Annotated in this window: 26 protein-coding genes; all 26 read left to right on the top strand. The window is 66.0% G+C overall.

What is annotated here, in order from left to right; genetic code table 11:
• Positions 1 to 119: 119 nt before the first annotated feature.
• Positions 120 to 1,532, top strand: coding sequence for a replication-associated recombination protein A (locus FYJ68_RS08045; RefSeq protein ID WP_154435700.1), 1,413 nt, complete (start codon positions 120 to 122; stop codon positions 1,530 to 1,532).
• 53 nt (positions 1,533 to 1,585) lie between these two features.
• On the top strand, positions 1,586 to 2,314 hold the full coding sequence (locus tag FYJ68_RS08050; protein WP_154435701.1) for a prepilin peptidase: 729 nt from the start codon (positions 1,586 to 1,588) through the stop codon (positions 2,312 to 2,314).
• A gap of 185 nt (positions 2,315 to 2,499) precedes the next feature.
• Entirely contained in the window at positions 2,500 to 3,036 is a 537-nt protein-coding gene (locus FYJ68_RS08055) for a DUF948 domain-containing protein (RefSeq protein ID WP_195837769.1), read from the top strand.
• Positions 3,037 to 3,082: 46 nt separating this feature from the next.
• Positions 3,083 to 3,454, top strand: coding sequence for an ATP-binding protein (locus FYJ68_RS08060; RefSeq protein ID WP_154435703.1), 372 nt, complete (start codon positions 3,083 to 3,085; stop codon positions 3,452 to 3,454).
• Complete coding sequence (locus FYJ68_RS08065) at positions 3,447 to 4,280, top strand: RNA polymerase sigma factor SigF (RefSeq protein WP_154435704.1); 834 nt, start codon at positions 3,447 to 3,449, stop codon at positions 4,278 to 4,280. The genes FYJ68_RS08060 and FYJ68_RS08065 overlap by 8 nt, the downstream gene beginning before the upstream one ends.
• A gap of 73 nt (positions 4,281 to 4,353) precedes the next feature.
• Complete coding sequence (locus FYJ68_RS08070; protein ID WP_195837770.1) at positions 4,354 to 5,613, top strand: AI-2E family transporter; 1,260 nt, start codon at positions 4,354 to 4,356, stop codon at positions 5,611 to 5,613.
• 120 nt (positions 5,614 to 5,733) lie between these two features.
• Positions 5,734 to 8,385 carry an alanine--tRNA ligase gene (alaS, locus tag FYJ68_RS08075; RefSeq protein ID WP_154435706.1) on the top strand — a complete coding sequence of 884 codons (2,652 nt, stop codon included), beginning with the start codon at positions 5,734 to 5,736 and terminating at the stop codon, positions 8,383 to 8,385.
• A 4-nt stretch (positions 8,386 to 8,389) separates the two neighbouring features.
• Positions 8,390 to 8,806, top strand: coding sequence for a Holliday junction resolvase RuvX (ruvX, locus tag FYJ68_RS08080; RefSeq protein WP_154435707.1), 417 nt, complete (start codon positions 8,390 to 8,392; stop codon positions 8,804 to 8,806).
• Between the two features lie 11 nt (positions 8,807 to 8,817).
• Positions 8,818 to 10,098, top strand: coding sequence for an endolytic transglycosylase MltG (mltG, locus tag FYJ68_RS08085; RefSeq protein WP_154435708.1), 1,281 nt, complete (start codon positions 8,818 to 8,820; stop codon positions 10,096 to 10,098).
• Positions 10,085 to 10,630, top strand: a complete 546-nt coding sequence (locus tag FYJ68_RS08090) for a YqeG family HAD IIIA-type phosphatase (RefSeq protein WP_154435709.1) — start codon at positions 10,085 to 10,087, stop codon at positions 10,628 to 10,630. The genes mltG and FYJ68_RS08090 overlap by 14 nt, the downstream gene beginning before the upstream one ends.
• Positions 10,631 to 10,741: 111 nt before the next feature.
• Positions 10,742 to 11,299: a shikimate kinase gene (locus FYJ68_RS08095; RefSeq protein ID WP_154435710.1), complete on the top strand. Its 558-nt coding sequence runs from the start codon at positions 10,742 to 10,744 to the stop codon at positions 11,297 to 11,299.
• Positions 11,296 to 12,429, top strand: coding sequence for a 3-dehydroquinate synthase (locus FYJ68_RS08100; protein ID WP_154435711.1), 1,134 nt, complete (start codon positions 11,296 to 11,298; stop codon positions 12,427 to 12,429). The genes FYJ68_RS08095 and FYJ68_RS08100 overlap by 4 nt, the downstream gene beginning before the upstream one ends.
• A 46-nt stretch (positions 12,430 to 12,475) precedes the next feature.
• A complete protein-coding gene (locus FYJ68_RS08105) occupies positions 12,476 to 13,600 on the top strand; it encodes a M24 family metallopeptidase (RefSeq protein ID WP_154435712.1) in 1,125 nt (374 codons plus the stop codon).
• Between the two features lie 388 nt (positions 13,601 to 13,988).
• Positions 13,989 to 14,975, top strand: coding sequence for a PTS sugar transporter subunit IIB (locus FYJ68_RS08110; protein ID WP_154435713.1), 987 nt, complete (start codon positions 13,989 to 13,991; stop codon positions 14,973 to 14,975).
• A gap of 29 nt (positions 14,976 to 15,004) precedes the next feature.
• Complete coding sequence (locus FYJ68_RS08115) at positions 15,005 to 15,820, top strand: PTS mannose/fructose/sorbose transporter subunit IIC (RefSeq protein ID WP_154435714.1); 816 nt, start codon at positions 15,005 to 15,007, stop codon at positions 15,818 to 15,820.
• A gap of 18 nt (positions 15,821 to 15,838) precedes the next feature.
• Positions 15,839 to 16,783, top strand: coding sequence for a PTS system mannose/fructose/sorbose family transporter subunit IID (locus FYJ68_RS08120; RefSeq protein ID WP_154435715.1), 945 nt, complete (start codon positions 15,839 to 15,841; stop codon positions 16,781 to 16,783).
• 126 nt (positions 16,784 to 16,909) lie between these two features.
• Positions 16,910 to 17,311 (top strand): DUF956 family protein, encoded by a 402-nt coding sequence (locus FYJ68_RS08125; protein WP_154435716.1) that lies wholly within the window; start codon positions 16,910 to 16,912, stop codon positions 17,309 to 17,311.
• Between the two features lie 137 nt (positions 17,312 to 17,448).
• Positions 17,449 to 18,012 carry an elongation factor P gene (gene efp / locus FYJ68_RS08130; protein ID WP_326832282.1) on the top strand — a complete coding sequence of 188 codons (564 nt, stop codon included), beginning with the start codon at positions 17,449 to 17,451 and terminating at the stop codon, positions 18,010 to 18,012.
• A gap of 155 nt (positions 18,013 to 18,167) precedes the next feature.
• Positions 18,168 to 18,530: an Asp23/Gls24 family envelope stress response protein gene (locus tag FYJ68_RS08135; protein ID WP_154435718.1), complete on the top strand. Its 363-nt coding sequence runs from the start codon at positions 18,168 to 18,170 to the stop codon at positions 18,528 to 18,530.
• A gap of 5 nt (positions 18,531 to 18,535) precedes the next feature.
• Positions 18,536 to 19,159, top strand: a complete 624-nt coding sequence (gene nusB, locus FYJ68_RS08140) for a transcription antitermination factor NusB (RefSeq protein ID WP_229772136.1) — start codon at positions 18,536 to 18,538, stop codon at positions 19,157 to 19,159.
• 3 nt (positions 19,160 to 19,162) lie between these two features.
• Entirely contained in the window at positions 19,163 to 19,426 is a 264-nt protein-coding gene (locus FYJ68_RS08145; protein ID WP_326832283.1) for an exodeoxyribonuclease VII small subunit, read from the top strand.
• Position 19,427: 1 nt separating this feature from the next.
• Positions 19,428 to 20,225 carry a TlyA family RNA methyltransferase gene (locus FYJ68_RS08150; protein ID WP_154435720.1) on the top strand — a complete coding sequence of 266 codons (798 nt, stop codon included), beginning with the start codon at positions 19,428 to 19,430 and terminating at the stop codon, positions 20,223 to 20,225.
• Positions 20,226 to 20,327: 102 nt separating this feature from the next.
• Positions 20,328 to 21,179, top strand: a complete 852-nt coding sequence (locus FYJ68_RS08155) for an NAD(+)/NADH kinase (protein WP_154435721.1) — start codon at positions 20,328 to 20,330, stop codon at positions 21,177 to 21,179.
• Positions 21,176 to 22,810 carry a DNA repair protein RecN gene (recN, locus tag FYJ68_RS08160; protein WP_154435722.1) on the top strand — a complete coding sequence of 545 codons (1,635 nt, stop codon included), beginning with the start codon at positions 21,176 to 21,178 and terminating at the stop codon, positions 22,808 to 22,810. The genes FYJ68_RS08155 and recN overlap by 4 nt, the downstream gene beginning before the upstream one ends.
• Positions 22,811 to 22,931: 121 nt before the next feature.
• Positions 22,932 to 24,593, top strand: a complete 1,662-nt coding sequence (locus FYJ68_RS08165) for a CTP synthase (protein WP_154435723.1) — start codon at positions 22,932 to 22,934, stop codon at positions 24,591 to 24,593.
• 12 nt (positions 24,594 to 24,605) lie between these two features.
• Positions 24,606 to 25,559, top strand: coding sequence for a site-specific tyrosine recombinase/integron integrase (xerA, locus tag FYJ68_RS08170; RefSeq protein ID WP_154435724.1), 954 nt, complete (start codon positions 24,606 to 24,608; stop codon positions 25,557 to 25,559).
• Positions 25,560 to 26,369: the final 810 nt, after the last annotated feature.

Below are 26,369 nucleotides of genomic sequence, written 5' to 3' on the forward strand. Positions count from 1 at the left end.
CCGCCGCCCCAGCTACCTGACAGCGGACGGCACGGTTTCCGACAGGCAGTCCCCCTGGCGACGACCGCAACGAGTCCCCACGGGGGCGCCGCCCTGCTGCCGCATAGTACAATCGGGGCATGGATACACTCTTCAGCAACATCGAGCGCTCCAAGCGCAGGGCAAACGCCCCTCTCGCCGTCCGCATGCGTCCCCAGACCCTCGACCAGTACGTTGGCCAGGAGGAGGCGGTGGGCGAGGGGTCGTGGCTTCGTCGCGCCATCGAGCACGACACCCTCTCGTCGGTCATCCTCTACGGGCCGGCGGGGACGGGCAAGACCACGCTCGCCAGGATCATCGCCAACACCACGCACGCAGAGTTCGTGGAGGTCTCTGCCGTCACGGGCACGGTCAAGGACCTCAGACGAGAGATCGACAACGCCAACTCGCGGCTCCTCGCCCAGGGCAGGCGCACCATCCTGTTTGTGGACGAGATCCACCGCTTCAGCCGCACGCAGCAGGACGCCCTTCTCCATGCAGTCGAGGATCGCATCGTGGTCCTGGTGGGGGCAACCACCGAGAATCCCTACTTCGAAGTCAACGGCGCGCTCATCAGCCGCTCCCGCGTCGTGGAGCTCCATCCCCTCGCCGACGATGACATCGGGGCGCTCGTGCGACGCGCCCTCATCGCAGAGGAGGGATTGCGGGGTGCCTTCACCATCGAGGACGATGCGCTGCGAGAGATCGTGACGCTCGCCGGGGGAGACGGGCGGGCCGCCCTCACCTCGCTCGAGCTCGCCAGTCAAATGGCCCTCCCTACGGGGGACCCATCCGAGGCGGACCCGGAGCACCCCCTCGCCATCACCGTCCAGAACGTACTGGAGGCAAACCCCAGGCACGGGCTCCCGTATGACAAGTCGGGTGACATGCACTACGACATCATCTCGGCGTTCATTAAGTCGATGCGTGGCAGCGACCCCGACGCTGCCCTCTACTGGCTCGCGCGCATGATCGACGGGGGAGAGGATCCCAAGTTCATCGCCCGCCGCATCATGATCTGCGCGAGCGAGGACATAGGAAACGCCGACCCCACCGCCCTTCTGGTGGCGGAGGCGGCCTTCAGGGCGGCGGAGGTCATTGGGTACCCAGAGTGTCGCATCAACCTTGCCCAGGCGGCGATCTACAACGCGCTGGCACCCAAGTCCAACGCCTGCGAGGCATCCATCGACCGCGCCCTCGCCGAGGTGAGGAAGGGCCCCCGACGCGAGGTGCCCAACCACCTGCGAGACCGGCATCGTCCGGGCTCGGAGACGTATGGTGCCTACCTGTACCCCCACGACTACCCGCAGGGATGGGTTCAGCAGCAGTATCTGCCCGACGGACTCGAGCCCGGTTCCCTGTACCATCCTGGGCCTCGCGGCTGGGAGGCCTGGCGCATCGAGGCAACCGCGCGCGATCGCGGCATCGGTCGCGGTCCCAGGCAGGGCACGGATGCGGGCGAGAGGGGCGGCACTGCCGGCGGTGGGGATGGCGTCACGCCGGGAGAGGGGTAGCCTGGGCGATACCCCCGCTCCTGCGTAGGCTATTCGACTTGTGGGGGTGACCGGTGCATCAGGCAGTCGTCGGCAACGTTCCTCTCGCCGTCATCTTCTGCGTCCCTGTCGGCCTCGCGCTTGGGAGGCCCGTATGCCGTGCCGCAGCATGGATGGAGTCACGCCGCGGGCTCTTTCCCTCTCGCCCCTCTCCGGCGAGGTCGCTTGCCTCGGGTGCTGCCCTTGCCGTCGCGTTCTCGTCGCTCGCCGTCCGCCTCGGGCCTTCCCCGAGCTTCCTGGGGCTCTCGCTCCTCGCCGCGTCCCTCGTCGTGGCATCCCTCGTCGACCTCGACTGTCGCCTCATTCCCAACGGGTGCATCCTCGCTGGCATCGCAGCCCGCCTCCTCTCCCTCGCGTTCGCGGGCGCATCTGGGGCGCTTGCGCTAGGTGACCTAGCGCGACTCCTTGCCCGTTCGGCCATCTCCGCGTGTGCCGCCTTCGCCCTGCTCTCCTTTCTCGCGCTCGTGATGGACCGCATCCTGGAAGGCGCAAGCGTCGGCGGGGGAGACGTGAAGTTGGTTTCGGTCGTGGCCCTGCACCTGGGTCTCGCGAAGGCGATCGTCGCCGTGCTCGTCGCGTGCGCCCTGGGGATCGCGTCGTGGTCAGTGTCGAGGCGCGTGCGTGGCAGCGAGGGGAGGGGGGACGGGACCTTTGCCTGGGGGCCGTCCATCGCGGTCGCCTCCTGGCTCTCGGCGCTTTGGGGCGACCAAGCGGTGGCGTGGTACCTCTCGCTCCTCGTCTGAGGGTTGCGCCGTCCCCGTCGCTGCGGGTCTAAGCGATTGCAAAACGGATAGAATCAGCCTAGGGCGTCTCGTCACCGCCCCGTCTGCCGAGGGGTGGCAAGCGGCGCGGAGGCTCGGTTCGCCCCGTGCCGACTGGTCTTGCCATCGGCATGCGCCACCCATGCACCCACGTTGGAGGGAAACCCATGAGTCCTCTCGATCTGCTCCTCATCGCGCTCGTAGCCGTCGCAATCTGGGCCGTCGTGGAGCTTGCGCTCACCATCCGCCGCGCACGCGCCTCGGTCGACGAGGTCACCAAGGCGGCGAACGAGACCATCGAGCAGGTCCAGCCCGTCATCGCCAAGCTTGACGGCGCCATGGACGACCTCCAGCCCAGCATCAAGCAGGTGGACCCCCTGGTGGAGAAGGCCGGCGTTGCCGTCGACCAGGCAAACGAGAGCCTCCGCCGTGTGAACGGCATCCTGGGCGACGTCTCCACCGTGTCCGGAACCGCCGCGGGCGTCACGGAGGCCGTGAACAAGGTGGCGGGAGAGGCGGCAAACTCGGTCGGCGCCGTGGTCTCGAGGATCGCGGGGAAGCCCGCGCAGGGCGAGGCAAAGCACCTCGAGCCCGCTCCTGGGACGGAGCATGAGGACGACGCCCCGCGTAATCGTGGCTATGTCACCTATGGCGAGGCGGCGGCTGACGCGCTCGCCGAGGCAGAGGACGAGCAGGACAGGTAGGCGTCCCCACGGCCGTGTGGGACGGAACGAGGAACCCGGGAGAGAGATGTCAGAGAGCAACGTGAGCCTCAGCGTTCCGGCTGAGGCGGGATATGCGCGCGCCGTCCGCATGATGGCGGCAAACCTCGCGGTCATGTGCGACATGAGCGTCGACGACGTGGAAGACGTCCGCATGGCGGCGGAGGAGGGCTTCGTCTACAGCTGCGCCACCGCCCCCAAGGCGTGTGACGTGAGCTTCTCGATGGGTGATGGCGCCTTCTCCATGGACTTCTCGCTTGGCGAGCGTGACATCGAGGAGGCGGAGCCCACGGAGGACCTCGGTCTGGTGGAGCTGCTGCTCCAGGCGGTCTGCGACGAATGCGAGGTAGCGGGCGGAGCCCTTCACCTCGTGAAGCGGAACGGCGGTGCGCATGCCTAACGCGGAGGGCACGGAGGAGCGGAGGGCAGCTCGCCGCCGCCTGTCGGCACGCGCCCCCAAGGGGAAGCTCGCGTGGGACAAGGAGCGCACGCGTGAGCTGTTCCGTCGCTACAAGGAGGAAGGTGACGAGGAGGCCAGGGAGCAGCTCATCGTGAGCCACCTCAACCTCGTCAGGTTCCTTGCCTCCAAGTTCAAGAACAGGGGAGAGCCACTGGACGACCTCATCCAGGTGGGGACCATCGGTCTTATCAAGGCGATCGACCGCTTTGATCCCTCGCGCGGCCTGGAGTTCACGACCTTCGCCACGCCCACGATCCTGGGCGAAATCAAGCGCCACTTCCGCGACAAGGGGTGGTCGGTGAGGGTCCCGCGCAGGCTCCAGGAGCTCTCCGCCAAGGTCAACCAGGTCACGGACGAGCTCACCAAGGAGCTCCAGCGCAGTCCCTCGGTCGAGGAGATCGCCAACGCCCTGGGGACCTCGGTGGATGAGGTCCTGGAGGCCATGGAATCGTCGAGCGCCTACAGCTCCGTCCCGCTCGAGGGGACGGGCTCCAACTCGGACGACGACGCGCCGTCGGTGATCGACCACTACATCACCGAGGACGAGAACCTGGCGTCGTCGGACGACCGCATGGTCATCGAGGACGCCATCCGGGACTTCTCCCCTCGTGAGCAGGACATCATCCGTATGCGTTTCATCGAGGGCATGACCCAGGTCGAGATCGCCAAGAAGCTCGGCATCTCTCAGGTCCAGGTCTCGCGTCTTCTCCGCAGAACCCTCAAGAAGATCCAAGAGAAGATTGACCCTGAAGGTCTTATGCACTAGGGCGTGCAAAAACCGCCCGGCACTCCCCTGCTGCTACAATGACTTCCCGTCAAACAGCGGGGGAGTGCTTCTATTGGTTCATACGTCACGGGACTCAGGCGAGTCGGAAACGAGCTATCGCAAGGCGCTGCACGTGGGTGCCCATGCGTGGGCACTCATCGGCGTTCTCGTCGCCGTGGTGCTCCTGGCCCAGGTCGCCGGGCTCGTCTCGCAAGCCCTCGAGCTACTTCTCGTCGGCGTCATCCTCGGCTTCATCTGCAGTCCCGTTACCAACTGGCTCGAGGACCGCAATGTTCCCAGGGCGCTCGCCGCGTTCCTCGCCCTCGTGTTCGTGCTCGCGGTCTTCGTCCTGGTCGTCGTTCTGCTTGCCCCGCCGTTCGTGAGCCAGCTCATGCAGGTCCTCCAGCGCGTTCCGTACTACGTTGAGCAGGTTCGCTCCGCGATCGCTGAATTTTGGACCCAGTACGGCACCTCTGAGACCGCCGACGTGAAGGAGAGCCTGGACCAGACGGTCGCCTCGCTCTCCAACCTGGGCGTCAAAATGGCATCGGATGCCACGGCCAAGCTCTCGAACGGCCTCATCAGCAATGTCGTCTCCACGGTAAACAACGTCTTCACCATCTTCCTGGGGCTCGTCGTGGCCTACTGGCTCGCCAAGGACTACCCGGGCATCGTCCGCGAGGCAACGGTCATCGCCGGGCCCCGCCACCGCGATAACCTCCTCGTGCTCCTGTCCATCCTCAGCAAGTCGATGGGTGGCTACATGCGAGGCATCGTGATCACGTCCACCGTGGGTGGGTTTCTCTCGTTCCTCGGGTTCTCTCTCATCGGGCACCCCTTTGCGGGGCTCATGGGCATTGTGGTGGGCATCTTCCACTTTGTCCCCGTCATCGGCCCCTGGCTCGCCGCTGCCATCGCGGCGCTTCTCGCCCTCTCGGTGAGCCCCATGCTCGCCCTCGAGTCGATCATCGTCTCGGTCGTGGCACAGAACGTCACGGACAACCTGGTCTCGCCCCTGGTCATGCAGTCCGCGGTCAGGGTCCACCCGATCCTCTCGCTCACGGGGATCATCATCGGCAACGCCCTGGGCGGCGTCCTCGGCATGGCGCTCGCCATCCCGCTCACCGCGGCGGCGCGCGGTATCTTCGTGTTCTACTTCGAAAAGAGGACGGGGAGGCAGCTCGTCTCCGAGAACGGAAGGCTCTTCAAGGGGGATCGCTTCGCATATGACGACGGGTCGCCCAAGCCCGCCTCCGACGCCCTGGACAACGATGACTTTCTCAAGGGCAGCCGCCTGGTGCCGCCCGGGGACCCCGGGGGGAGAGGGGACTGACCTCCCCTCGCCATCACGCCGAGGAGCATTTGTCCGTCTCGCTTGGGACGCAAGCACGTATCATTGAACGGCATGACAACGGGCGCCGCTGGCGCGCGCAACCAAAACGCAAGGAGAAGCATGAGCACCGCTGACTTCAAGACCATGACCACGGCACAGATCCGCGAGGACTTCCTCACGTTCTTCGAGGGCAAGGGGTGCAAGCTCTATCCGTCCTCATCCCTGGTTCCCGAGGACCCGTCGCTTCTCCTCGCCAACGCGGGCATGAACCAGTTCAAGGAGTACTACCAGGGCACCAAGACCATGCGCGAGATCGGCGCGTGCTCCTGCCAGAAGTGCCTGCGCACCAACGACATCGACAACATCGGCGACGCACGGCACCTCTCCTTCTTCGAGATGCTCGGCAACTTCTCGTTTGGCGGCTACACCAAGGCCGACGCGATCGCCTGGGCCTACGAGTTCATCACCTCTCCCGAGCACCTTGGCCTCCCCAAGGACCGCCTGTACATGACCGTTTTCGAGAACGACGAGGAGGCCATTGAGCTCTGGCACGCCCAGGGCGTGGCGTACGACCACATCAGCCGCCTGGGCGAGGAGGACAACTTCTGGGCCGCCGGTCCCACCGGCCCCTGCGGTCCGTGCTCCGAGATCTACTTTGACCAGGGTCCTGAGTTCGAGGGCGAGAAGCCCGGCGACGACGGCGACCGCTACCTGGAGTTCTGGAACCTCGTGTTCACCCAGTACGACCGCCAGGAGGACGGCTCGATGCCGGAGCTCCCGCACCGCAACATCGACACCGGCATGGGCCTGGAGCGCATTGCCGCGATCATGCAGCACCAGGGTTCCAACTACGAGGGCGACGTACTCCGCTCGCTCATCGGCGTGGGCGAGCGCCTTGCCGGCGTGACCTACAAGCAGGACCCGCGCACCGACAAGAGCCTCCGCATCCTCGCCGACCACAGCCGTGCGGTGACGTTCATGATTGGCGACGGCATCCTGCCCAGCAACGAGGGCCGCGGCTACGTGCTGCGCCGCCTGCTCCGTCGCGCCGTCTACCACGGTCGCCTGATGGGCATCAAGGGCCAGTTCCTCACCACCTACAGCCACGAGGTCATGCGCCTCATGGCCGACGTCTATCCCGAGCTCACCCAGAACAAGGCCCTGATCGACGGCATTATCAGCGCGGAGGAGGAGCGCTTTGGCGCCACGCTGGATGCCGGCGAGGCCATGCTGGCACGCGAGCTCGATGTGCTTGGCGAGGGCGAGCCCCTCTCCGGTGAGGTCGCCTTCAAGCTGCACGACACCTACGGGTTCCCCATCGACCTCACGCGCGAGATCTGCGCCAACGACGGCCACGGCGTCGACATGGACGCCTTCGACGCCGCTATGGAGGCCCAGAAGGAACGCGCCCGCGCGACGGCGAACCGCGACGCCTGGAGCACCTCCAACAACGTGTGGGCGTCCCTCTCCGACAGGCTCGCCGCCACCGAGTTCCTGGGCTACGACCTTGACTCCATTGACGGCTGCCGTGTGCTTGCCCTGGTGAGGGACGGCAACGAGGTGCAGGAGGCCGGCGTGGGCGAGAAGGTCGAGGTCGTCCTCGACAAGACCACCTTCTATGGCGAGATGGGCGGCCAGGTGGGCGACACCGGCAAGCTCACGTCCGACAGCGCGAGCCTGGTGGTGGACGACGCGAAGCACCGCGAGGGCGGGCTCGTCTCGCATGAGTGCGAGGTCACCGCAGGTACCATTCGCGTCGGTGACACCGTGACCGCCGCGATCGACCACGGCCGCCGCGAGCTCATCCGTCGCAACCACACCGCGACCCACCTGCTCGACAGCGCCCTCAAGCGTGTGCTGGGCGACCACGTGAGCCAGGCCGGCTCCCTCGTCGCACCCGACCGCCTGCGCTTTGACTTCACTCACTTCGAGGCGCTGACCGCCGACCAGATCGAGCGCGTTGAGGGCATGGTCAACGCAGAGATCTTTGCCGCCGAGCCCATTGTCACCAAGGTCATGGGACTCGAGGAGGCCAAGGCCTCCGGCGCGGTTGCGCTCTTTGGCGAGAAGTACGGAGACACCGTGCGCGTGGTCTCCACCGGTGACTCCGCAGAGCCCTTCTCCAGTGAGCTGTGTGGCGGTACCCATGCGCGCAACACCGCCGAGCTCGGCTTCTTCAAGATCGTCTCCGAGAGCTCCGTGGGCTCCAACGCCCGCAGGCTCGAGGCCGTGACGTCCGCAGGCGCCATCGAGTACGTGGACGAGCGCCTGCAGACCCTTCAGGAGGCCTCGCAGGCCCTGAAGTGCCGCCCCTCCGAGCTCGTCGACCGCATCGCCTCCCTCGAGTCCGACCTGAGGGATGCCCGCAAGGCGCTCGAGGACGCTCGCTTTGGCTCCTCCAGCGACCAGATCTCCGACGCCATCAAGGGTGCCGTGAGCCTGGACGGGTACTCCTGCGTGATCGCACGGCTTGACGGGCTTACCGGCAAGGAGATGCGCCAGGCGTGGGACAGCGTCCGTGAGGGCGTCGGCGCTGACTCGGTTGCGTGCGTGCTTGCCTCGGCGACCCCCGACGGCAAGGTGGCCCTCATCGCGGCGGCGACCGACCCTGCCGTCGCCGCCGGGTTCAAGGCCGGTGACGTGGTGCGCGCGATCGCCCAGTACGTGGGTGGTCGCGGCGGTGGGCGTCCCAACATGGCGCAGGCCGGCGGTTCTGACGCCTCCGGGATCGACAGGGCGCTCCAGGCGGCCCGCGAGCTTCTCGGCGCCTAGCCGCATGCGTGCCCTCGCGCTCGACATCGGGGAGGTCAGGATCGGCATCGCCGCGAGCGACCTCTCCGGCACCGTCGCCTCGCCTGTGAAGGTTCTCCCCGCGCAGGAGGTGCTCTCGCACGCGCGGAGCTTCCGTCTCGTCCTCGAGGACTACGAGCCGGAGGTTCTGGTGTGTGGGCGGCCCATGACCCTCTCGGGTGAGGAGGGGCCGCAGGCGAAGAGGATTGAGGTTCAGGCCAAGAGCATCGCCGCAGCCTGCGGGCTTCCGCTGGAGTTTGCGGACGAGAGGCTCTCCTCTCAGGAAGCCAAGCGTATCCTTCGTGAGCAGGGATACAACGAGCGGTCCATGCGCGGGAGGGTCGACATGGTTGCGGCCTCGCTCTTCCTCCAGGCGTGGCTCGACTCCAGGCGGAACGACTAGTTAGGTTTCACATGGCAGACAACGCACGCAGGCAAGGTTCCCACTTCTCCGGTCAGGCGCAGCCTCGGCGGGGGAGCGAGCCCTTCCGACGGGAGCGTCCCCGTCCGACATCGTCGGGGCGCACCTCGGTGCGGGGCGAAGCGCAGGGACAGCCTAAGCGCGCTCGCTACCAGGGCAGGGTCTCGGAGCGCACGGCTCGCGCGACCCAGAGCGCCCACCACAGGACGCCGGGCGAGAGCCACGAGCGCCGCACCCGCCACCGCTGGGTGGGGGTGGTGCTCGTGGTTGTCGCGCTCGTGGCCGTGGGTGGGGTAGGGCTTCTCGCCTACCGTCACTTCTTCGGCTCCCGCCAGGATGACACGCAGCAGGTGCAGAGCGGTCAGCAGGTTTCGGTGACCATCCCCGAGGGCTCGGACGCGTCGAGCATCGCCAAGATCTTGATGGACGCCGGCGTCATCTCCGACTCCTCCGCGTTCTTCAAGGAGGTGCAGTCGCAGCAGGCCGAGTCGAGCATGAAGAGCGGCTCGTACGACCTCATGACCGGCGCCAACCTCTCGGAGCTCGTACGCCAGCTCGTCGCCGGCCCCAACTCCACCTCCAAGCGGATCACGCTTGCCGAGGGGCTCACGGTTACTCAGACCGCGTCAAAGGTCGAGGGCACCCTGGGCATCTCGTCCGACGACTTCACCAACCAGGCCAAGGCGTCCAACTACGTGGGCGACTATGCCTTCCTCTCCGGGGCGGGTAACGACTCTCTTGAGGGTTTCCTCTACGGGAGCACCTACGACTTTGGCGACACCGAAATTTCCGCCGATGCCGTGATTCGGGCCATGCTCGACCAGTATCAGGCGAACGTGGCGTCGCTTGACTTCGCCACCGCCGAGGCGAGCATCAAGGAGAAGTATGGGGTCACGGTGAGCGACTACGACATCCTCACCATCGCCTCGATCATCGAGAGGGAGGCGCTCACCGACGACGACCGCGCCAAGATCGCCTCGGTGCTGTACAACCGCCTCAAGGCGGGGATGGCGCTCCAGAGCGACGCAACCATGGGATATGTGACGGGCGGCTCCGTCACGGCGGACGACCTCAAGACCGAGAGCCCCTACAACACCTACCTCAACAAGGGGCTGCCGCCCACGCCCATCTGTAGCCCCAGCCTCGCCTCGATTAAGGCGGCTCTCGCGCCGGCGGACACCAACTACTACTACTTCTGGATCACCGAGAGCGAGCACGTGTTCTCCGAGACGTACGAGGAGCACCAGAAGGCCATCGCCAATGCGACGCAGTAGGCGGCTTACCCCGAGGGGCCTCCTCTCGGCGGACCGCTACGTTGCGTCCGTCGACCTCATCGACGTGGGGTGGCTCCTCGACGAGGGGGTACGCTGCGTCCTCCTCGACCGCGATAACACCTGCGTACCGCGCGACAGCTGGGTCACCCCTCCCGCCATCCTGGAGTGGCTCGATCGGGTGCACGCCGCGGGCATCTCCACCTGTCTGGTCTCCAACAACTTCCACGGCTCGGACGTCGAGCGCTCTGCGAGGGCGCTGGGCAGCGACGCGGTCCATCACGCCATGAAGCCCCTGCCGTTCGCCGTGTGGGCGGCGCTCAGGAGGGAGGGCGCGACCCCGGAGGAGGCGGTTCTCGTGGGAGACCAGCTCTACACCGATATGGCGGCAGGTAACCTCGCCGGGGTCAGGACTATCCTCGTGAGGCCGCAGTCCACCCGGGACCTGTGGTACACGCTCATACTCAGGCGCTTTGAACGACTGGTGCTGGGCGACCGCCACTTCGAGGGCGAGGGTCGTCCGGACCAGCGCTGAGTCCCTCGATCTCCCGCGACCGTCCCGGCCCATCCGCGTGCCCCGGTGGGAAGCGCGTCGCCAGATGCTAGAATCGTCTGCGGCAAAGTCGGCTGACTTCGTTGGGACGCAATGGCGCAGTGCGGACAGGGCGAGAGGGGCTATGTGGTGCACCAGGGGTGCGACCACATCTTCTTCGTGGGCTTCCACGGCGCCGGCAAGTCCACGCTCGCCCGCAACCTGGGCTGCCTCTTCCATCGCGACTACGTGGACACCGACCGCCTCGTGGAGCGCATGGCGGGCAAGAGCGTGTGCGCAGTCTTCGCCGAGGAGGGCGCCCCTGCCCTGCGCGCTCGGGAGGCGGCGGCCCTGAGGTGCCTCGCCGGACGCAAGTCGCTGCTCGTGAGCTGCGGCGGTGGGATCGTCGAGGGCGGGGAGAGCTGCCGGCTGATGCACGCCATGGGCACGGTGGTGTACCTGGACGGCTCCTTCGAGGACTCGCTCAGACAGATCCAACACCCCGAGATCCGCCCCGACTTCGCGACGTTGGAAGGCGCGCGCCGCTTGTACCGGCTTCGCCGGCCGCTCTACGAACGCGAGGCCGACCTCGTGCTCAACATCAGGAACAAGACGTTCGAGCAGGTGTGCTCCGAGGCGGGCCAGCTGCTCTGGGAGAAGGGCCTACTATGAGCGAAGAGAAGAGCCAGGTCGTGAGGCAGTGGGTGTCCATGCCCGGCGGCTCGTGCGACGTGCGCATTGGGGCCGGCCTCGTGGAGGGGCTGGGGTCGCTCCTCCGCTCTGCGGTCGGGACCCCGCATGCCTGCGCGCTCGTGACCGCGGAGGGGGGAGACGCCCGCCTTGAGGAGAGGCTCAGAAGGCAGCTCACCGACGGGGGCTTCGCCGTGAGTCAGATCCACGTGCCCTCCGGGCGTGGCGCGCGCGACTGGGATGCCCTTGGATCTCTCCTCAAGAGCCTTGGCGAGGCTGGGGTTACCTGCGACGACCTGTTGCTGGTCGCTGGTGATGTCGACATGCTCTCGCTGGGGAGCTCGGCAGCCTCCTGCTGGTGCGGGGGAGTGCCGTTGGCGGGGCTTCCCCTTGACCTCGACGCGATGGTCGAGTCCCCCTGCTCCCCGCGGTCCATTGCCGTGGGCGGGAGGGATCGCATGGTCTCGCTCAGGCCGAGCATGCGCTACCTGCTGTGCGACCCGGAGGAGATGGACCTCGACCTGGGATCCGAGCCTTCCCTGCTCGCCCGTGCGATCTTCGCCGCCTCGGCGGTCGCCGAGTCTGACAAGGCGTTTGAGGAGCTGTGGGACGGTACGCCGCAGTACATGGGCGGCGGTGAGGGCGCTGGTGACGCGATTCTCGCCCAGGCGCTGGCGTCGCTCAAGACGCGTGGATACATGGTGTCGTCGACCTCGTTGGCAACGCGTCAGTCATCGACCTATGCCTTCGACTTCGCATGGGCGATGTCCGCGGAGCTGCCCGACGTCCCGCTCTCCACGCTCGTGGCGGAGGGCATGCGCTTTGCCGGTCGCCTCTCGGTGGCACAGGAGAAGATCTCGGTCGACGACATGCTTGCCCAGGATGAGCTCCTGGAGCGCCTGGGGCTCCCGTACCTCTCCTGCAGGATGGAGCCGGCGCGCATGGTGGAGGCGCTGAGAAGGGAGCGGTTCCAGAGGAGCGGCAGGTTCCTCCTCGCCATCCCCCAGAAGCTGGGGCGCGTGAGGCTGTCGTCGGTCGACGACGACCTGCTGCTGGAGCACGTCACCGCCTGGTGCCAGACGCACGCGCCGCAGGAGGGCGCCGAAGCCTGAGGCCACCGGCAACGGAATTATTGGTAACACGTCATTGGGAGGAACTATGGCAGAAGCACAGGCATGCGCGGGCAGAGTCGCCCGCTTCCGCGATCTCATGGCCCGCATGGGTTACGACGCGGCCATCGTGAGGAACAACGCGGACCTGAGGTGGCTCACGGGGTCTGCGAGGACTTTCGACGACGAGGTGGCACATACGGCGTTCGTCACGGCGGATGGCCTCTGGCTGCACACCGATTCTCGCTATTACGGAATCTTCCTCGATCGCATGGGGAGTGATACGCCCTGGCAGATCGACGAGGACGTGATTGACCCCGCCCAGTGGGCGGCGGATCACACCCGCGACTCCCGCTCCAGGGTCGTCGCAGTCGAGGACACCTGTGACCTCGCGTTCTTTGACGCCTTTGGGGCTGCGTGCCGTGCCGACGGCGTCGAGTGCCTGACCCCTCGCATGCACGGGTTCATTGCCGACCTCCGCATGGTCAAGGACGACGAGGAGCTCTCGCTGCTCCAGAGGGCGCAGGACATCACCGACGACGCGTTCCGCCACATCGTCGAGTACATCAAGCCCGGTCTCACCGAGCAGGAGGTGCGCGCGGAGCTGGACAACTACATGCTCACGCACGGGGCGGACAACGTCTCGTTCGAGACGATCATCGCCGCCGGCCCCAACGGCGCCAACCCGCATGCTCGCCCAAGTGAGTACGTGCTGCGCGAGGGCGACATGGTCGTGATGGACTACGGCGCCCTGTACCACGACTACCACGCCGACATGACCCGCACGGTGTGCGTGGGCAAGGCGGGGGAGGAGCAGCGCCGCGTCTACGACGTCGTGCGCAGGACCAACGAGGAGTGCCAGGCTGCCGCGCACGGTGGCGTCAACGGCCTCGACATGCAGAACCTCGCGGTCAAGATCATCTCCGACGCCGGGTATGGCGAGTACTTCGGCCACGGGCTGGGGCATGGCGTGGGACTCCAGATCCACGAGAACCCCGGCTTCAGCAGGCACTACGACCGCGTGGTCCCTTCTGGCTCCATCGTCACCATCGAGCCGGGCATCTATCTTCCCGGCAAGTTTGGCGTGCGTGTCGAGGACTGCGGCGTGGTGGCGGATGACGGTTACCATCCCTTCTCCAAGATCCCGCATGACCTGGTCGAGATTCCCTGCTAGCCGGAGGCTGGCGCGTCTCTCCCCTCAATCGGTCGCTAAACGAGGCCTCCGTCACTGTCAAGTGTCGGGGGCCTTTCCGTCCGTCGGGAGTGGGATGAAATGCCGAAGGCAAGAGCGTATGACGTGCAAGATGCGCTTGACACTGCGTGAGGGTCAAGCCAATGAGTGGGGGGAGAGATACCGCTTACGGTTAAAACGCGACCGTTCAAACCGAAAGCTCCCACATGTTTGAACAATTTTACGCGCGTTCGCCCAAATCCTGAAAACGCTCGCTATACTAGCTTTTGTGGATGAAAGGTGAAGGACTTGTTCAAGTACTGTGAATGAGTCTGATGCCTCCTCTGCGTGTCCTAACGGTGCAAGGGAAGCAAAGTAAGGAGGAAGTTGGATGGTCGGTATTGTTCTAGCCAGCCACGGCAAGTTCGCCGAGGGCATCAAGGAGTCGGGCAGTATGATCTTCGGCCCCCAGGAAGATGTGGCTGCCGTCGTTCTGACGCCCGACATGGGTCCCGACGACATGCACCAGAAGCTGCTTGACGCGATCTCCACCTTCAACGACCAGGAGCATGTGCTGTTCCTGGTCGACCTGTGGGGAGGGACGCCCTTCAACCAGGTTTCCCGTCTCATCAGCGAGGAGGGGCATGAGGACTGGGTTGCCATAACCGGTCTCAACCTGCCCATGCTCGTTTCCGCGTACGGTTCCCGCATGGGCGCCGAAACCGCGGTCGATGTGATGAAGGAGATCTATCCCGAGGCGAGGGACGGAATCAAGGTCAAGCCCGAGGAGCTTCAGCCTGCCAGTGCAGCGGCTCCCGCAGCCCCCGCTCCCGCAGCAGCGGCCGTCAGCGCCATTCCCGAGGGCACGGTTCTCGGCGACGGTCACATCCACTACGCGTACGTTCGCATCGATACCCGCCTGCTTCACGGTCAGGTTGCCACGGCATGGACCAAGCAGGTCCAGCCCGACCGAATCCTGGTTGTCTCGGACGCCGTCTCGCACGACGACCTCCGCAAGAACATGATCATCCAAGCGGCCCCTCCCGGAGTCCACGTCCACGTCATCCCCATCTCAAAGCTCATCGAGGTCGACAAGGACCCGCGCTTTGGTGCCACCAAGGCGATGGTGCTCTTCGAGACGCCGCAGGACCTGCTGCGTGCCGAGGAGGGCGGCGTCAAGTTCCCCGAGGTGTGCATCGGCTCCATGGCCGCTACCGCGGAGAAGACTGTCATCAACCAGGCGATAGCCTGCGACGAAGACGACGTCAAGACGCTGAAGGCGATTCGCGACAACGGGACGCACTTCTACGTCCAAAAGGTCCCCTCTGATCACGTTGATGACATCTGGGCTCTTCTCAAAGAGAAGAACATGGCCTAAGGGCCCCGATAGGGAGAAGGAGGAAGTTCATGAATCCTATTTCGACCGTGCTTGTCGTCATAGTGGCATTCCTGGCAGGTATGGAAGGCATCCTGGACGAGTGGGAGTTCCACCAGCCGATCGTTGCCTGCACGCTGATCGGGCTCGTTTGCGGGCACCCCACCGAGGGCATCATCCTGGGTGGCAGCCTGCAGCTCATGGCACTGGGCTGGGCCAACATCGGCGCAGCCGTCGCGCCCGACGCGGCGCTCGCCTCCGTCGCCTCCGGCATCATCCTGATGCTGGCGCTTAACGGCGGAACCACCGACGTCACCGGTGCCATCAACACGGCAATCGGCGCCGCAACCGCGCTGTCCGTCGCAGGCCTGTTCCTCACCATGATCTGCCGTACGCTCGCCATCCCCATCGTCCATGCAATGGACGCCGCGGCGGAGAAGGCCGACTTCGGGGCCATCGATCGACTCCAGATCGGTGCCATCTGCATGCAGGGTGCACGTATCGCCATTCCCGCCGCCGCCCTGTGCTTCATTCCCGCGGCTGCTGTCACCTCGGTCCTGAACGCGATGCCCGCCTGGCTCTCCGGCGGCATGACCGTCGGCGGCGGCATGGTCGCCGCAGTCGGCTACGCCATGGTCATCAACATGATGGCCACAAAGGAGACCTGGCCGTTCTTCGTCCTCGGCTTCGTCCTGGCAACCCTGAGCGAGCTCACGCTCATCGCCCTTGGCCTCATCGGTGGCTGCCTGGCCATCCTCTACCTTGGCCTCAAGGATCTTGCCAAGGAGGGTGCCGGAGCCGCTGGCTCTGGCGATCCCCTCGGTGACATCCTGGACGACTACGAGTAGGAAGGGGAGTGAATAGACATGGCAGAAGACATCAAGAACGCTGAGGCCCAGACCAACGGCATCCACCTGACCGTCGCTGACCGTCGTGCCGTCTGCAACCGTCACCAGTACCTGCAGGGCTCGTGGAACTACGAGCGTATGCAGAACGGCGGCTGGTGCTACGCAATGATCCCGGCCATCAAGAAGCTCTATCCCAATAAGGAGGACCAGGCAGCTGCGCTCAAGCGTCACCTGGAGTTCTACAACACCCATCCGTACGTCTCCGCACCGGTCATGGGCGTTGTCCTCGCGATGGAGGAGGAGCGCGCAAACGGTGCGCCCATCGACGACCAGGCGATCCAGGGCGTCAAGGTCGGCATGATGGGCCCTCTCGCCGGCGTCGGCGATCCTGTGTTCTGGTACACGGTTCGACCGATCCTCGGCGCCCTCGGTGCGTCACTCGCCCTCAGCGGTAGCATCGTCGGCCCGCTCCTGTTCTTCATCGCCTGGAACATCATCCGTATTGCCTTCCTGTGGTACTCGCAGGAGTTCGGCTACAAGGTCGGAACGGACATCTCCAAGGACCTCTCCGGAGGCCTGCTCGGCAGGGTGACCGAGGGCGCTTCCATCCTCGGCATGTTCATCATCGGCGCGCTGGTCCAGCGTTGGGTCTCCATCAGCTTCACCCCGGTGGTCTCCTCGGTCAAGCTCGACTCCGCCGCCTACATCCACTGGGACAAGCTCCCCGCTGGCTACAAGGGCGTCCAGTCCGCGTTTGACCAGTACTTCAATCAGGGGCTCGCTCTGAGCAACACCAAGGTCACCACCCTTCAGCAAAACCTCGACTCCCTCATCCCGGGTCTCGCGGCTGTTGGCCTGACCCTGCTCATCTGCCACCTGCTCAAGAAGAAGGTCTCGCCGATTGCCATCATCCTTGGCCTCTTCGCCATCGGCATCATCGGCCGTCTCCTCAACTTCATGTAAAGACGGTATCGCAGCCCCTCTTGCAGGGCTGGACCCAGGGGGTCGCACCCGTTACGCTAATCTGGTCGCAAGGCCTGGCGGCGTGGGGTGCGGCCCCCTCCGCATGACCGCAAAGGGAGAAATGCCATGGTCCAATCCATGAACCACGTCGTGGACCTCACCATCAAGGCGACGTCATTAATGGGGCTCACCTCCGTGGGCAATATGATGGTCGGCGACTGCGCCCTCGAGTACTACAACGAGAGCAACCCCAACGACTTCATCCAGATCCCGTGGGGCGAGATCGACCACATCGCGGCCGAGGTCCTCTTCAACCGAAGGATCGCCCGCTTCGCTGTCTTCACCAAGAGGAACGGCACCTACAAGTTCTCGACGCGTGACAACATCAAGACCCTCCGTGCCGTGAGGGAGCACTTCCCCGAGGAGAAGATGCTGCGCTCCCCCAACGCGATAGAAGTGATGAAGAGGGGGATTCTCTCCATTCCCAAGGCGGTCTCGGGCCATCGCGCTCACGGCGGGGGAGAGTAGCCGCCCCCTGGCTGTTGCCTTCGTGAAGTGGTATGGCGGCCCCTCGCAATGAGCTGCTCGCGCGCCTATAATACGCAAGGTTCTACGTCTTTATGTCCGCGGCACGCGCCGCGTGGCGCGTGAGAGGAGAGTTCGAAGTGGCAACGATCAGCACCGCCGATTTCAAGAACGGCATGGGCCTCAAGATCAACGGCAAGTACTACACCATCGTGGAGTTCCAGCACGTCAAGCCCGGCAAGGGCGGTGCCTTCGTGCGCTTCAAGATCAAGGACCTCAAGAGCGGCCGCACCATCGACCAGACCTGCAACGCCGGCACCAAGTTCGAGAACGTGCAGCTCATTACGCGCGAGATGCAGTACCTCTACAACGATGGCGCCGCGTACTACTTCATGGACAACGATACCTACGAGCAGATTCCCGTCTCTCCCGACTTCATTGGCGACAACGCCAAGTGGCTCAAGGAGAACGACAACTGCAACCTCCTGTATGCCGACGACGAGCTGCTGGGCGTGAACCCGCCCATGTTCATCGAGGTCGAGATCACCAAGACCGACCCCGGCTTCAAGGGCGACACCGTCCAGGGAGGCACCAAGCCCGCCGAGATCGAGACCGGCGCCACCATCCAGGTTCCCATGTATCTCAACCAGGGCGAGGTCATCAAGGTCGACACCCGCGACGGAAAGTTCGTCTCCCGCGTCTAGGCGCATCCACAGCATGTCAGGGGAGCCCGAGCGGCAGACGCCGCCGGGCTTCCGTCGTTTTTCGGGAGGCGGACCGAGACGCCGGTTACGTCTATACTTGAGTAGAAAATGCCGAGCAGCGAAGCGCGTCTCGTCCGTCTCGAAAGGAAACCGCAATGGCAGAACCCGAACTCTTCATCTCTGGCATCGGAATATCCAAGAGCGTCGTCTCGGCCATCGTCTCCGCCGCGGCGGAGAAGGTCGAGGGCGTTGCCCACGTGGGCGGCAACGACATCGCATCCAACCTCGTCTCGGTCTTCACCCGCCGCTCCGTCTCGTCTGACGCCGCCGTGGAGTCCCGCGTGGAGGACGGGCAGCTCAAGGTGACCGTCCACCTGGCGGTCTTCTACGGCTACCCCTTCACTCAGCTTGCCGCCTCGGTTCGCGAGGCCGTTGCCTCTGCCATCAACGAGCAGGTGGGCGTCGACGTCGCAGCCGTGGACGTATGCATCGACAGCCTCGTCTTCCCCAAGGAGTAGTCCTCTTGTCTCAGCACACTCACTTTGGCCCTCGCACCAACGCCCGCAGCCAGGCGCTGCAACTCCTCTTTCAGGCCGAGGCAACCGACCGCACCGTCGACCAGGTCCTTGAGGGCGGGGAGTACAGCCTCAGCGACGGTCCGCTCGACCCGTTTGGCGAGAGGCTCGCACGCGGTGCGGACGGCATGAGGGACGAGCTCGACGCGATCATCGACACCACGTCGACCAACTGGAGCCTCCGTCGCATGCCTGCGGTCGACCGCAATCTGCTTAGGGTCGCGCTCTACGAGATGCTCGAGGTCGACGAGGTCGCCGTTGCCGTGACCATCGACGAGTCGGTGGAGCTTGCGAAGGCGTATGGCACCGACGAGTCCTCCCGCTTCGTCAATGGCCTGCTTGGCAGGGTCGCGAGCAACATCGAGGCCGGCAACGACGTCGTCGCCGATGCCGTCGCGGAGGAGGAACGCCGTCATCCCGCGAACCAGGTGGATCAGACCGATGACGGGTTCGAGGAGTACCAGGCAGGCTCGTGGGACGACGTCCCCCAGAGGGACGAGCCCTCTCCGGATGAGGACGTGGCTCCCGAAGGCGACGCAGGGGCCGACGACGCCCAGGCGGGTCTGGAGTAGTCCGTGGCAAAGCCAGACACCTCTGCCTACAAGACCTTTGACCAGATCACGGGGCGCCTGGACCAGATCGTGGACCAGGTGCGCGACAAGGACACGTCGCTCGAGCGCTCGCTCGATCTCTTCGACGAGGCCATAGCGTTGGGTTCCAAGGCAGTCGACCTCGTCGACTCCACCGACTTCTCCGCGGAGGAGAGGGACAAGCTTCGCGAGGTCTCGGGCAAGTCCTCTGGCAAGGGGGACTCTGCCCAGGCGGGCGAGGGGGCCTAGCATGGCGCGCAGGCGCCTCGACGCGGAGCTCGTGGCGCAGGGATTGTTCTCCAGTCGGGAGGATGCGCTCCGTGCTGTCCTCGCCGGCGAGGTCTCGACCTCGGATCGCAGGCTCACTTCCCCCGGCGAGCAGGTCAAGCCAGGCATACCCCTTCACGTGAGGGGACACATCCCCTACGTCAGCCGCGGAGGCCTCAAGCTGGAGAGGGGGCTCGACGCATTTGGCGTTGACCCGGCAGGCCTTGCCTGCCTCGACGTGGGATGCTCGTCGGGCGGGTTCACGGACTGCCTCCTCAAGCGTGGGGCGGCAAGTGTCCTCTCGGTGGACGTGGGGTACGCGCAGTTCGACTGGTCTCTCAGGCAGGACCCACGGGTGACCCTGCTCGAGCGAACCAACGTCGTCGACCTGCCTGGGACGGGGCGCGACGGCACCATCCAGCTTGCCGTCTGCGACGTCTCGTTCACGTCGGTCGAGACGGTGCTGCCTGCGGTGCTGAGCCTCCTCTCGCCTGCTGGATCGTTCCTCACGCTCGTGAAGCCCCAGTTTGAGGTCGGTCGCGACCAGGTGGGGGAGGGCGGAGTGGTCTTGGATCCCGCCCTGTGGCTCCAGAGCCTCCGCGGGGTCTCCGACGCGTTCTCCTGCGGTGGCCTGGTCCCGTGCGCCTGCTGTCCCAGTCCCATTACCGGGCACAAGGGCAACCGCGAGTTCCTCCTGCTTGGCGTGCGGGGGGAGAGCGACTCGCTCGACCAGGGCGACCTCGAGCTCGTGGCCCGGGACGGGTGCGCCATCGTGTGCTGACCCCGTTGCGGTTGCCTCGCCGTCGCAGGGTGGACGCGCCCCTCTCCGCACGTGCTAGACTCAGGTGACGTCAGGGAACCGAGTCCGTAGGGGTGTGGTCGCATGAGGGTCCTTCTTGTGCCCAACTACTCGCGCCAGGATGCCGTTGAGGGGGCCAACCAGCTCTCGGACTGGCTTGAGGGCCAGGGGGTTGAGGTGCACTGGGCGCACGACAAGAAGCTCTTTCCCAACAAGGTGGTCGACACCGAGGGCGTGGGGCTCGTGGTCTCCCTGGGCGGCGACGGCACCCTGCTGCGCGCGGCCCGCATCGTGGGGTACTCCGAGATCCCGGTGATGGGGCTCTCGTATGGGCATCTAGGGTTTCTGACCTGTGGTGGCCCGGATGAGCTCATCTCGTCGGTCTCCGACGCGCTTGCCGGCGAGATGCACGTGTCCCATCGTGCCACGCTGGACGTCGAGGTCGACTACGTGCGGCCTGACGGCACGGAGGGGAGCGAGAGGCGCTTCGCCCTCAACGACATCTCCCTCACCCATGGCGTGAGGGGCGACATGATCGAGTTCGACGTCTCGGTCTCGGGGCACCACGTGGACCGCCTGCGCGGCGACGGCTTTGTGGTCTCCACCGCAACGGGCTCGACCGGCTACGCCCTCGCAGCGGGTGGCCCAATCGTCACGCCGGAGTTCACGGGCATGGTCTGCGTGCCCGTCGCCCCGCACTCCATCAGGGCACGCGCGTTCCTCACCGCCTCGTCCGACGTGGTCGAGATAGAGATCAGTCCCGAGCGCAAGGCGGAGCGCCTGTTCTTTGCGGACGGGCAGCCCATCTGCGCCGGCAGCACGTGCGTGGGGGCGAGGGTGCGTCGCGGTCCCGGGGACATCCTCCTGCTCGACAGGAGCGCCAAGAGCTTCTACGAGTCCGTGTCGCGCGTCTTCTACGGGGAGCAGGGCCGATGATCGACGAGCTCCGCGTGCGCGACGTCGCGCTCATCCACGAAGCCACCATCGACCCCTCGCCCGGGCTGACCGTCCTCACGGGCGAGACGGGAACGGGTAAGTCCGCCCTCCTCTCCGCCGTGAAGCTGCTGATGGGCGAGAGGGCAGACGCCTCTGCCGTCCGCGAGGGGGCTGACTCCCTGGAGGTCGAGGGGCGCGTCTTCCTGCGTGGCGGGGACCCCGACGGAGTCATCGTGAGGAGGCGCGTGGAGGCCACGGGCCGCGGGCGCGTGGACCTCAACGGCAGCATGGCCTCGGTCCGCGAGCTCGCCTCGGGCGTGGGGGCCAGCATCGACCTCTGCGGCCAGCACGAGCACCAGCGGCTACTCCAGCCTCAGTCCCACGTGGAGCTGCTGGACGCCTGGGCGGGCGACTCGGTTGCGGAGGCACGCGAGGCATTCTCGCGGGCGCTCGCGTCGGCGCGTGCCGCGGAGCGCGAGCTCGAGCGCGTGAGCGAGATGAGCCGTGACAGCGACGAGCGCGTGGACGAGGCGTCGTTCGTGCTGCGCCGCATCGACGAGGTGAGCCCCGAGGAGGGGGAGTACGAGCGCCTGGAGGAGACCCTCCCCACGGCGGAGCATGCCGAGACGCTCCTGCGGGCCGCGGCGGACGCCCACGAGGGCGTCGTGGGCGACGGCGGGGTGTCTGACACGCTCTCGTCGATGGTCGAGGGGCTGCGCGACGCGGCCTCGTACGACGAGCGCCTTGAAGGCTATGCCGAGCGGCTGGAGAGCGCCCTGATCGACATCGAGGACGTTGCGGGCGACCTGAGGCGCTACCAGGACGGGCTCGACTTTGACCCCGACACACTGGGGCGGATGCAGGAGCGCATGGCGCAGCTCCAGGGCCTGCTCAGGAGCTACGGCCCGCGCATGCAGGACGTCTTCGAGCGGAGGGCCAAGGCGCAGGAGCTCGTGGAGTGCTCGCGCGACGGCGGCAGGCTCGTTGCCAAGGCAAAGGCCGCGCTGGACGAGGCCGAGGGGCTTCTCTCCCAGCGTGCCGACGAGCTTGACGCGGCGAGGGCGGAGGCGGCGCCCAGGCTCGCGGACGCTGTGACCGAGCAGATGGCGTTTCTCCAGATGGGGACCGCGTCGCTCGGGATTGCCCAGCACCGGCTTCCCCGCGCGCAGTGGACCTCGTCGGGTCCCAGCTCGGTCGAGCTGATGTACCGCCCCGCCGCGGGACTCTCGCCGCGTCCGCTCCGCCGCATCGCCTCCGGTGGTGAGGTCAGTCGCGTCATGCTTGCGTGCAAGGTGGTGCTGGGCGAGGCCGACCACACCGAGACGCTCGTGTTCGACGAGGTCGACGCCGGCGTCGGCGGAGCAACGGCCGTCTCGCTCGCGCAGGTCCTCGCGCGCCTGGCAAAGACCCACCAGGTGATCGTGGTGACGCACCTTGCCCAGGTGGCGGTGGTCGCGGACCGGCATTACCTGGTGAGCAAGAGCGGGGGCGAGGTTCCCCAGACCACCATCAGGCGGATTGGGGGAGAGGAGCGCGTCGCCGAGGTCGCGCGCATGCTCTCGGGCGACCAGAGCGAGGAGTCGCTGGCGCACGCGAGGCAGATGCTCGAGTCCGCTGCCGAGGATGCCTGACGCCGGGGAGGGGTTTGCCGTCATTTTATGAGACTCGATGGCAAGCCCCCGCGCACGTCTCGCCCGAGGTATTATGAAGACCCGTAGAGCAGTCAGCGACTCATACGGGAAGGGTCCATTCATGACCAAACACATCTTCGTCACCGGCGGCGTCGTCTCCTCACTGGGCAAGGGCATTACCGCAGCTTCGCTCGGTCGCCTCCTCAAGTCTCGTGGCTACAAGGTCATGATGCAGAAGGCGGATCCCTACCTCAACGTTGACCCCGGCACCATGAGCCCCTTCCAGCACGGCGAGGTGTTTGTCACCGAGGACGGCAAGGAGACCGACCTCGACCTGGGTCACTACGAGCGCTTCATCGACGAGAACCTCACCAGCTCCTCCAACTTCACCACGGGCCTGATCTACCAGTCGCTCATCTCGCGCGAGCGCGCGGGCGACTTCCTGGGCGGCACTGTGCAGGTGATCCCCCACGTCACTGATGCCATCAAGGCGCAGTTCCGCCGCGTTGAGGAGCAGACCGACGCAGACGTGGTCATCACCGAGCTGGGCGGCACCATCGGCGACATCGAGGGCCAGTCGTTCGTCGAGGCCATCCGCCAGTTCCGCAAGGAGAAGGGCCACGGCAACACCCTCGTCATCCACGTGAGCCTGGTTCCCTACATCGCCGCCGCGCACGAGGTCAAGACCAAGCCCACGCAGCACTCCGTGAAGGAGCTCCGCTCCATGGGCATCCAGCCCGACTTCATCGTGTGCCGCAGTGACCACGAGGTGGACGCCTCCATCCGGGCTAAGATCGCCCACTTCTGCGACGTGGACGAGGATTGCGTGTTCGAGAATTCCGACTGCCCCTCCATCTACGACGTCCCGATGCACCTGGCCAACCAGGACTTTGACCTCAAGGTGTGCCAGAAGCTGGGTCTTGACCCCCACAAGCGCGACATGAGCGAGTGGAACAGGTTCACCGACTACATGCACGAGGCCAACGCCAAGGAGGACGTGACCACCATCAAGGTCGTGGGCAAGTACACCCAGCTGCCCGACGCGTACCTCTCCGTCATCGAGTCACTGCACCACTCCGGCGTCTACTATGGCCGCCACGTGCAGATTGACCTCATCGACGGCGAGGAGCTCACCCCCGACAACGTGGACGAGGTTCTTGCCGGGGCGGACGGCATCCTGGTGCCTGGCGGATTTGGCCTCCGCGGCATCGAGGGCAAGGTCCTCTCCGCCAATCGTGCGCGCGTCAACAAGGTTCCCTACCTGGGTATCTGCCTGGGCATGCAGGTTGCGGTGAGCGAGTTTGCGCGCAACGTCTGCGGCATGGAGGGAGCAACCTCCACCGAGTTCGACGCCGAGTGCAAGTACCCCGTGATCGACCTCATGAAGGACCAGGAGGGCGTCACCGACAAGGGCGGCACCATGAGGCTGGGCGCCTACCCCTGCAAGCTTGCTGAGGGCACGCTTGCTCGCGAGGCATATGGCGAGGAGCTAGTGTACGAGCGTCACCGTCACCGCTTCGAGTTCAACAACGCCTACCGCAAGCAGCTCACCGACGCGGGCCTGGTCCTCTCCGGCCTCTCGCCCGACGGTCACCTGGTTGAGATGATCGAGCTACGCGAGTCCGACCACCCCTGGTTTGTGGCGACGCAGGCTCACCCCGAGTTCAAGAGTCGCCCCACCAAGCCCGCGCCCCTGTTCCGCGAGTTCGTGCGTGCCGCCATCGCCGGCCACGAGGGGGTCGGCCGCGGGGAGGTCGTCCCCGAGCACGGCGTGGCGGAGTAGCTGCCACAGGCAATGGACCTGGACCGTGCATGCCAGGAGTACCTCGGCTACCTTGCGGTCGAGCGGGGGTACTCGCACAACACCATAGATTCGTACGCGCGCGACATCAAACGCTACCTGGCGTTTCTTGCCGCGCGCGGCATATCTCGGCCCGAGGGTGTGACCAGGGAGGACGTGGTCGACCACATCCAGTCCCTTGAGGAGTCCGGGCTCGCCCCCTCCTCGGTCAAGCGCGCCGTCTCGGCCATAAAGGGCTTCCACCGGTTCATGGTGGTGGAGCAGATCTGCGAGAACCACCCCACGGCGGACGTCCCTCTCCCCAAGGAGCCAGAACGCCTGCCCGACGTCCTCTCGCGCGAGGACGTGTTCCGTCTCCTCGACGTCCCCTTTGCCGTGGAGCCAAAGCCCAAGCCCCGCAAGGGAGGGGAGCCCGACCGCACCAACGTCGCGGCCTTCCACCGGGACAAGGCGATCCTGGAGGTCCTGTACGGGTGCGGGCTCAGGGTGTCGGAGCTCTGTGGGCTGGACCTTGCCGACGTCTCGTTTGAGGACGAGATGCTGCGGGTGACGGGCAAGGGCTCAAAGGAGCGCATCGTTCCCATCATGGGTACGGCGCTCCGGGCGTTGCGGCTCTATGTGGAAGAGTGGCGGGCCGTCCTCTGCGCGCACGGGAGCCGACCGTGTCCCGCGGTGTTCGCGAGCGCCCGTGGGACCCGCATCACGCGGCAGGCGGTTCACTCCCTTGTGGAGCGGTACGGGAAGATGGTGGGGATAGAGGGCCTGCACCCGCACACCCTGAGGCACAGTTACGCCACCCATCTCCTGGAGGGTGGCATGGACCTGCGCGTGGTGCAGGAGCTGCTGGGGCACGCCTCCGTCGCGACCACGCAGCTCTACACCCACATCGACCGCACGCACGTGCGCATGACCTACCTGGCCGCCCATCCGCGCGCGAGGCTGGGGTAGCGCGGGGGCGCGTCTCCCGCGGTGTCCGCGCGCCCCACCAAAGGCGTTTTCGTCTCCCGCGGTGTCCGCGTGTCCCACAGTGAATGGTCGCGTCTCCCACCCCTACGACAACGGAGTTCCATGGCGGACGTTCGTACCGTCTTTCGATGGGACGTCCTCCCACCGGTGCGAGCCCGCCCCGCGCTGGCGGACGGCTGGTGGCATCGATTTGGTGGGGGAGAGGGACCGCGCCAGGTGCTTTGGGGGGAATCCGACTGGGGCGGCCCCATTCCTTGGCGCACGGCATGCATCTCACCGGGCGAGCAACCGGGCTGGGGTGGATCGGGCACCTGTGGGGGCACGGGAAAAGAAGGGTCCGGGTGTGCCCCATGCCCCATGCGGGTGCCGCAGCTGCTTTCGCTGCGGCATGGGTAGTTGGCATCGGGGTTCGAATATGGTGGGGGACGTGCGAAGACCTCGATCCCACGCTGGTCCCCGGGAGGCACGCTGAACGCCTCCCTGCCTCATGCGGTTTTGGCCCACGCCTGCTTAGCGATGCTAGGCCTCGTGGAGTTTGGGGTTCCGTCTGCTTAGCGATGCCTGGCCTCGTGCGGGTTTTCGGCGAAAACCCGCACGAGCGCTAGCGCGGCTAAACATCCCGGCCCGGAATCGACACGAGGGCTAGCATGACTAAGCAGGTGCAGCTTCACGGTGGGACGCCCTTCCACCCCGCGTGGGAATCCCTCCCACAAGCCGAAGGGAGCCATTCTCGCCGTCCAACATTCTCTCCCACCGCCGTCCCACGCTGCTTCCCAAATGGCGCCAAAGGGT

The organism is Olsenella porci (assembly GCF_009695875.1).
Classification (GTDB): domain Bacteria; phylum Actinomycetota; class Coriobacteriia; order Coriobacteriales; family Atopobiaceae; genus Olsenella_H; species Olsenella_H porci.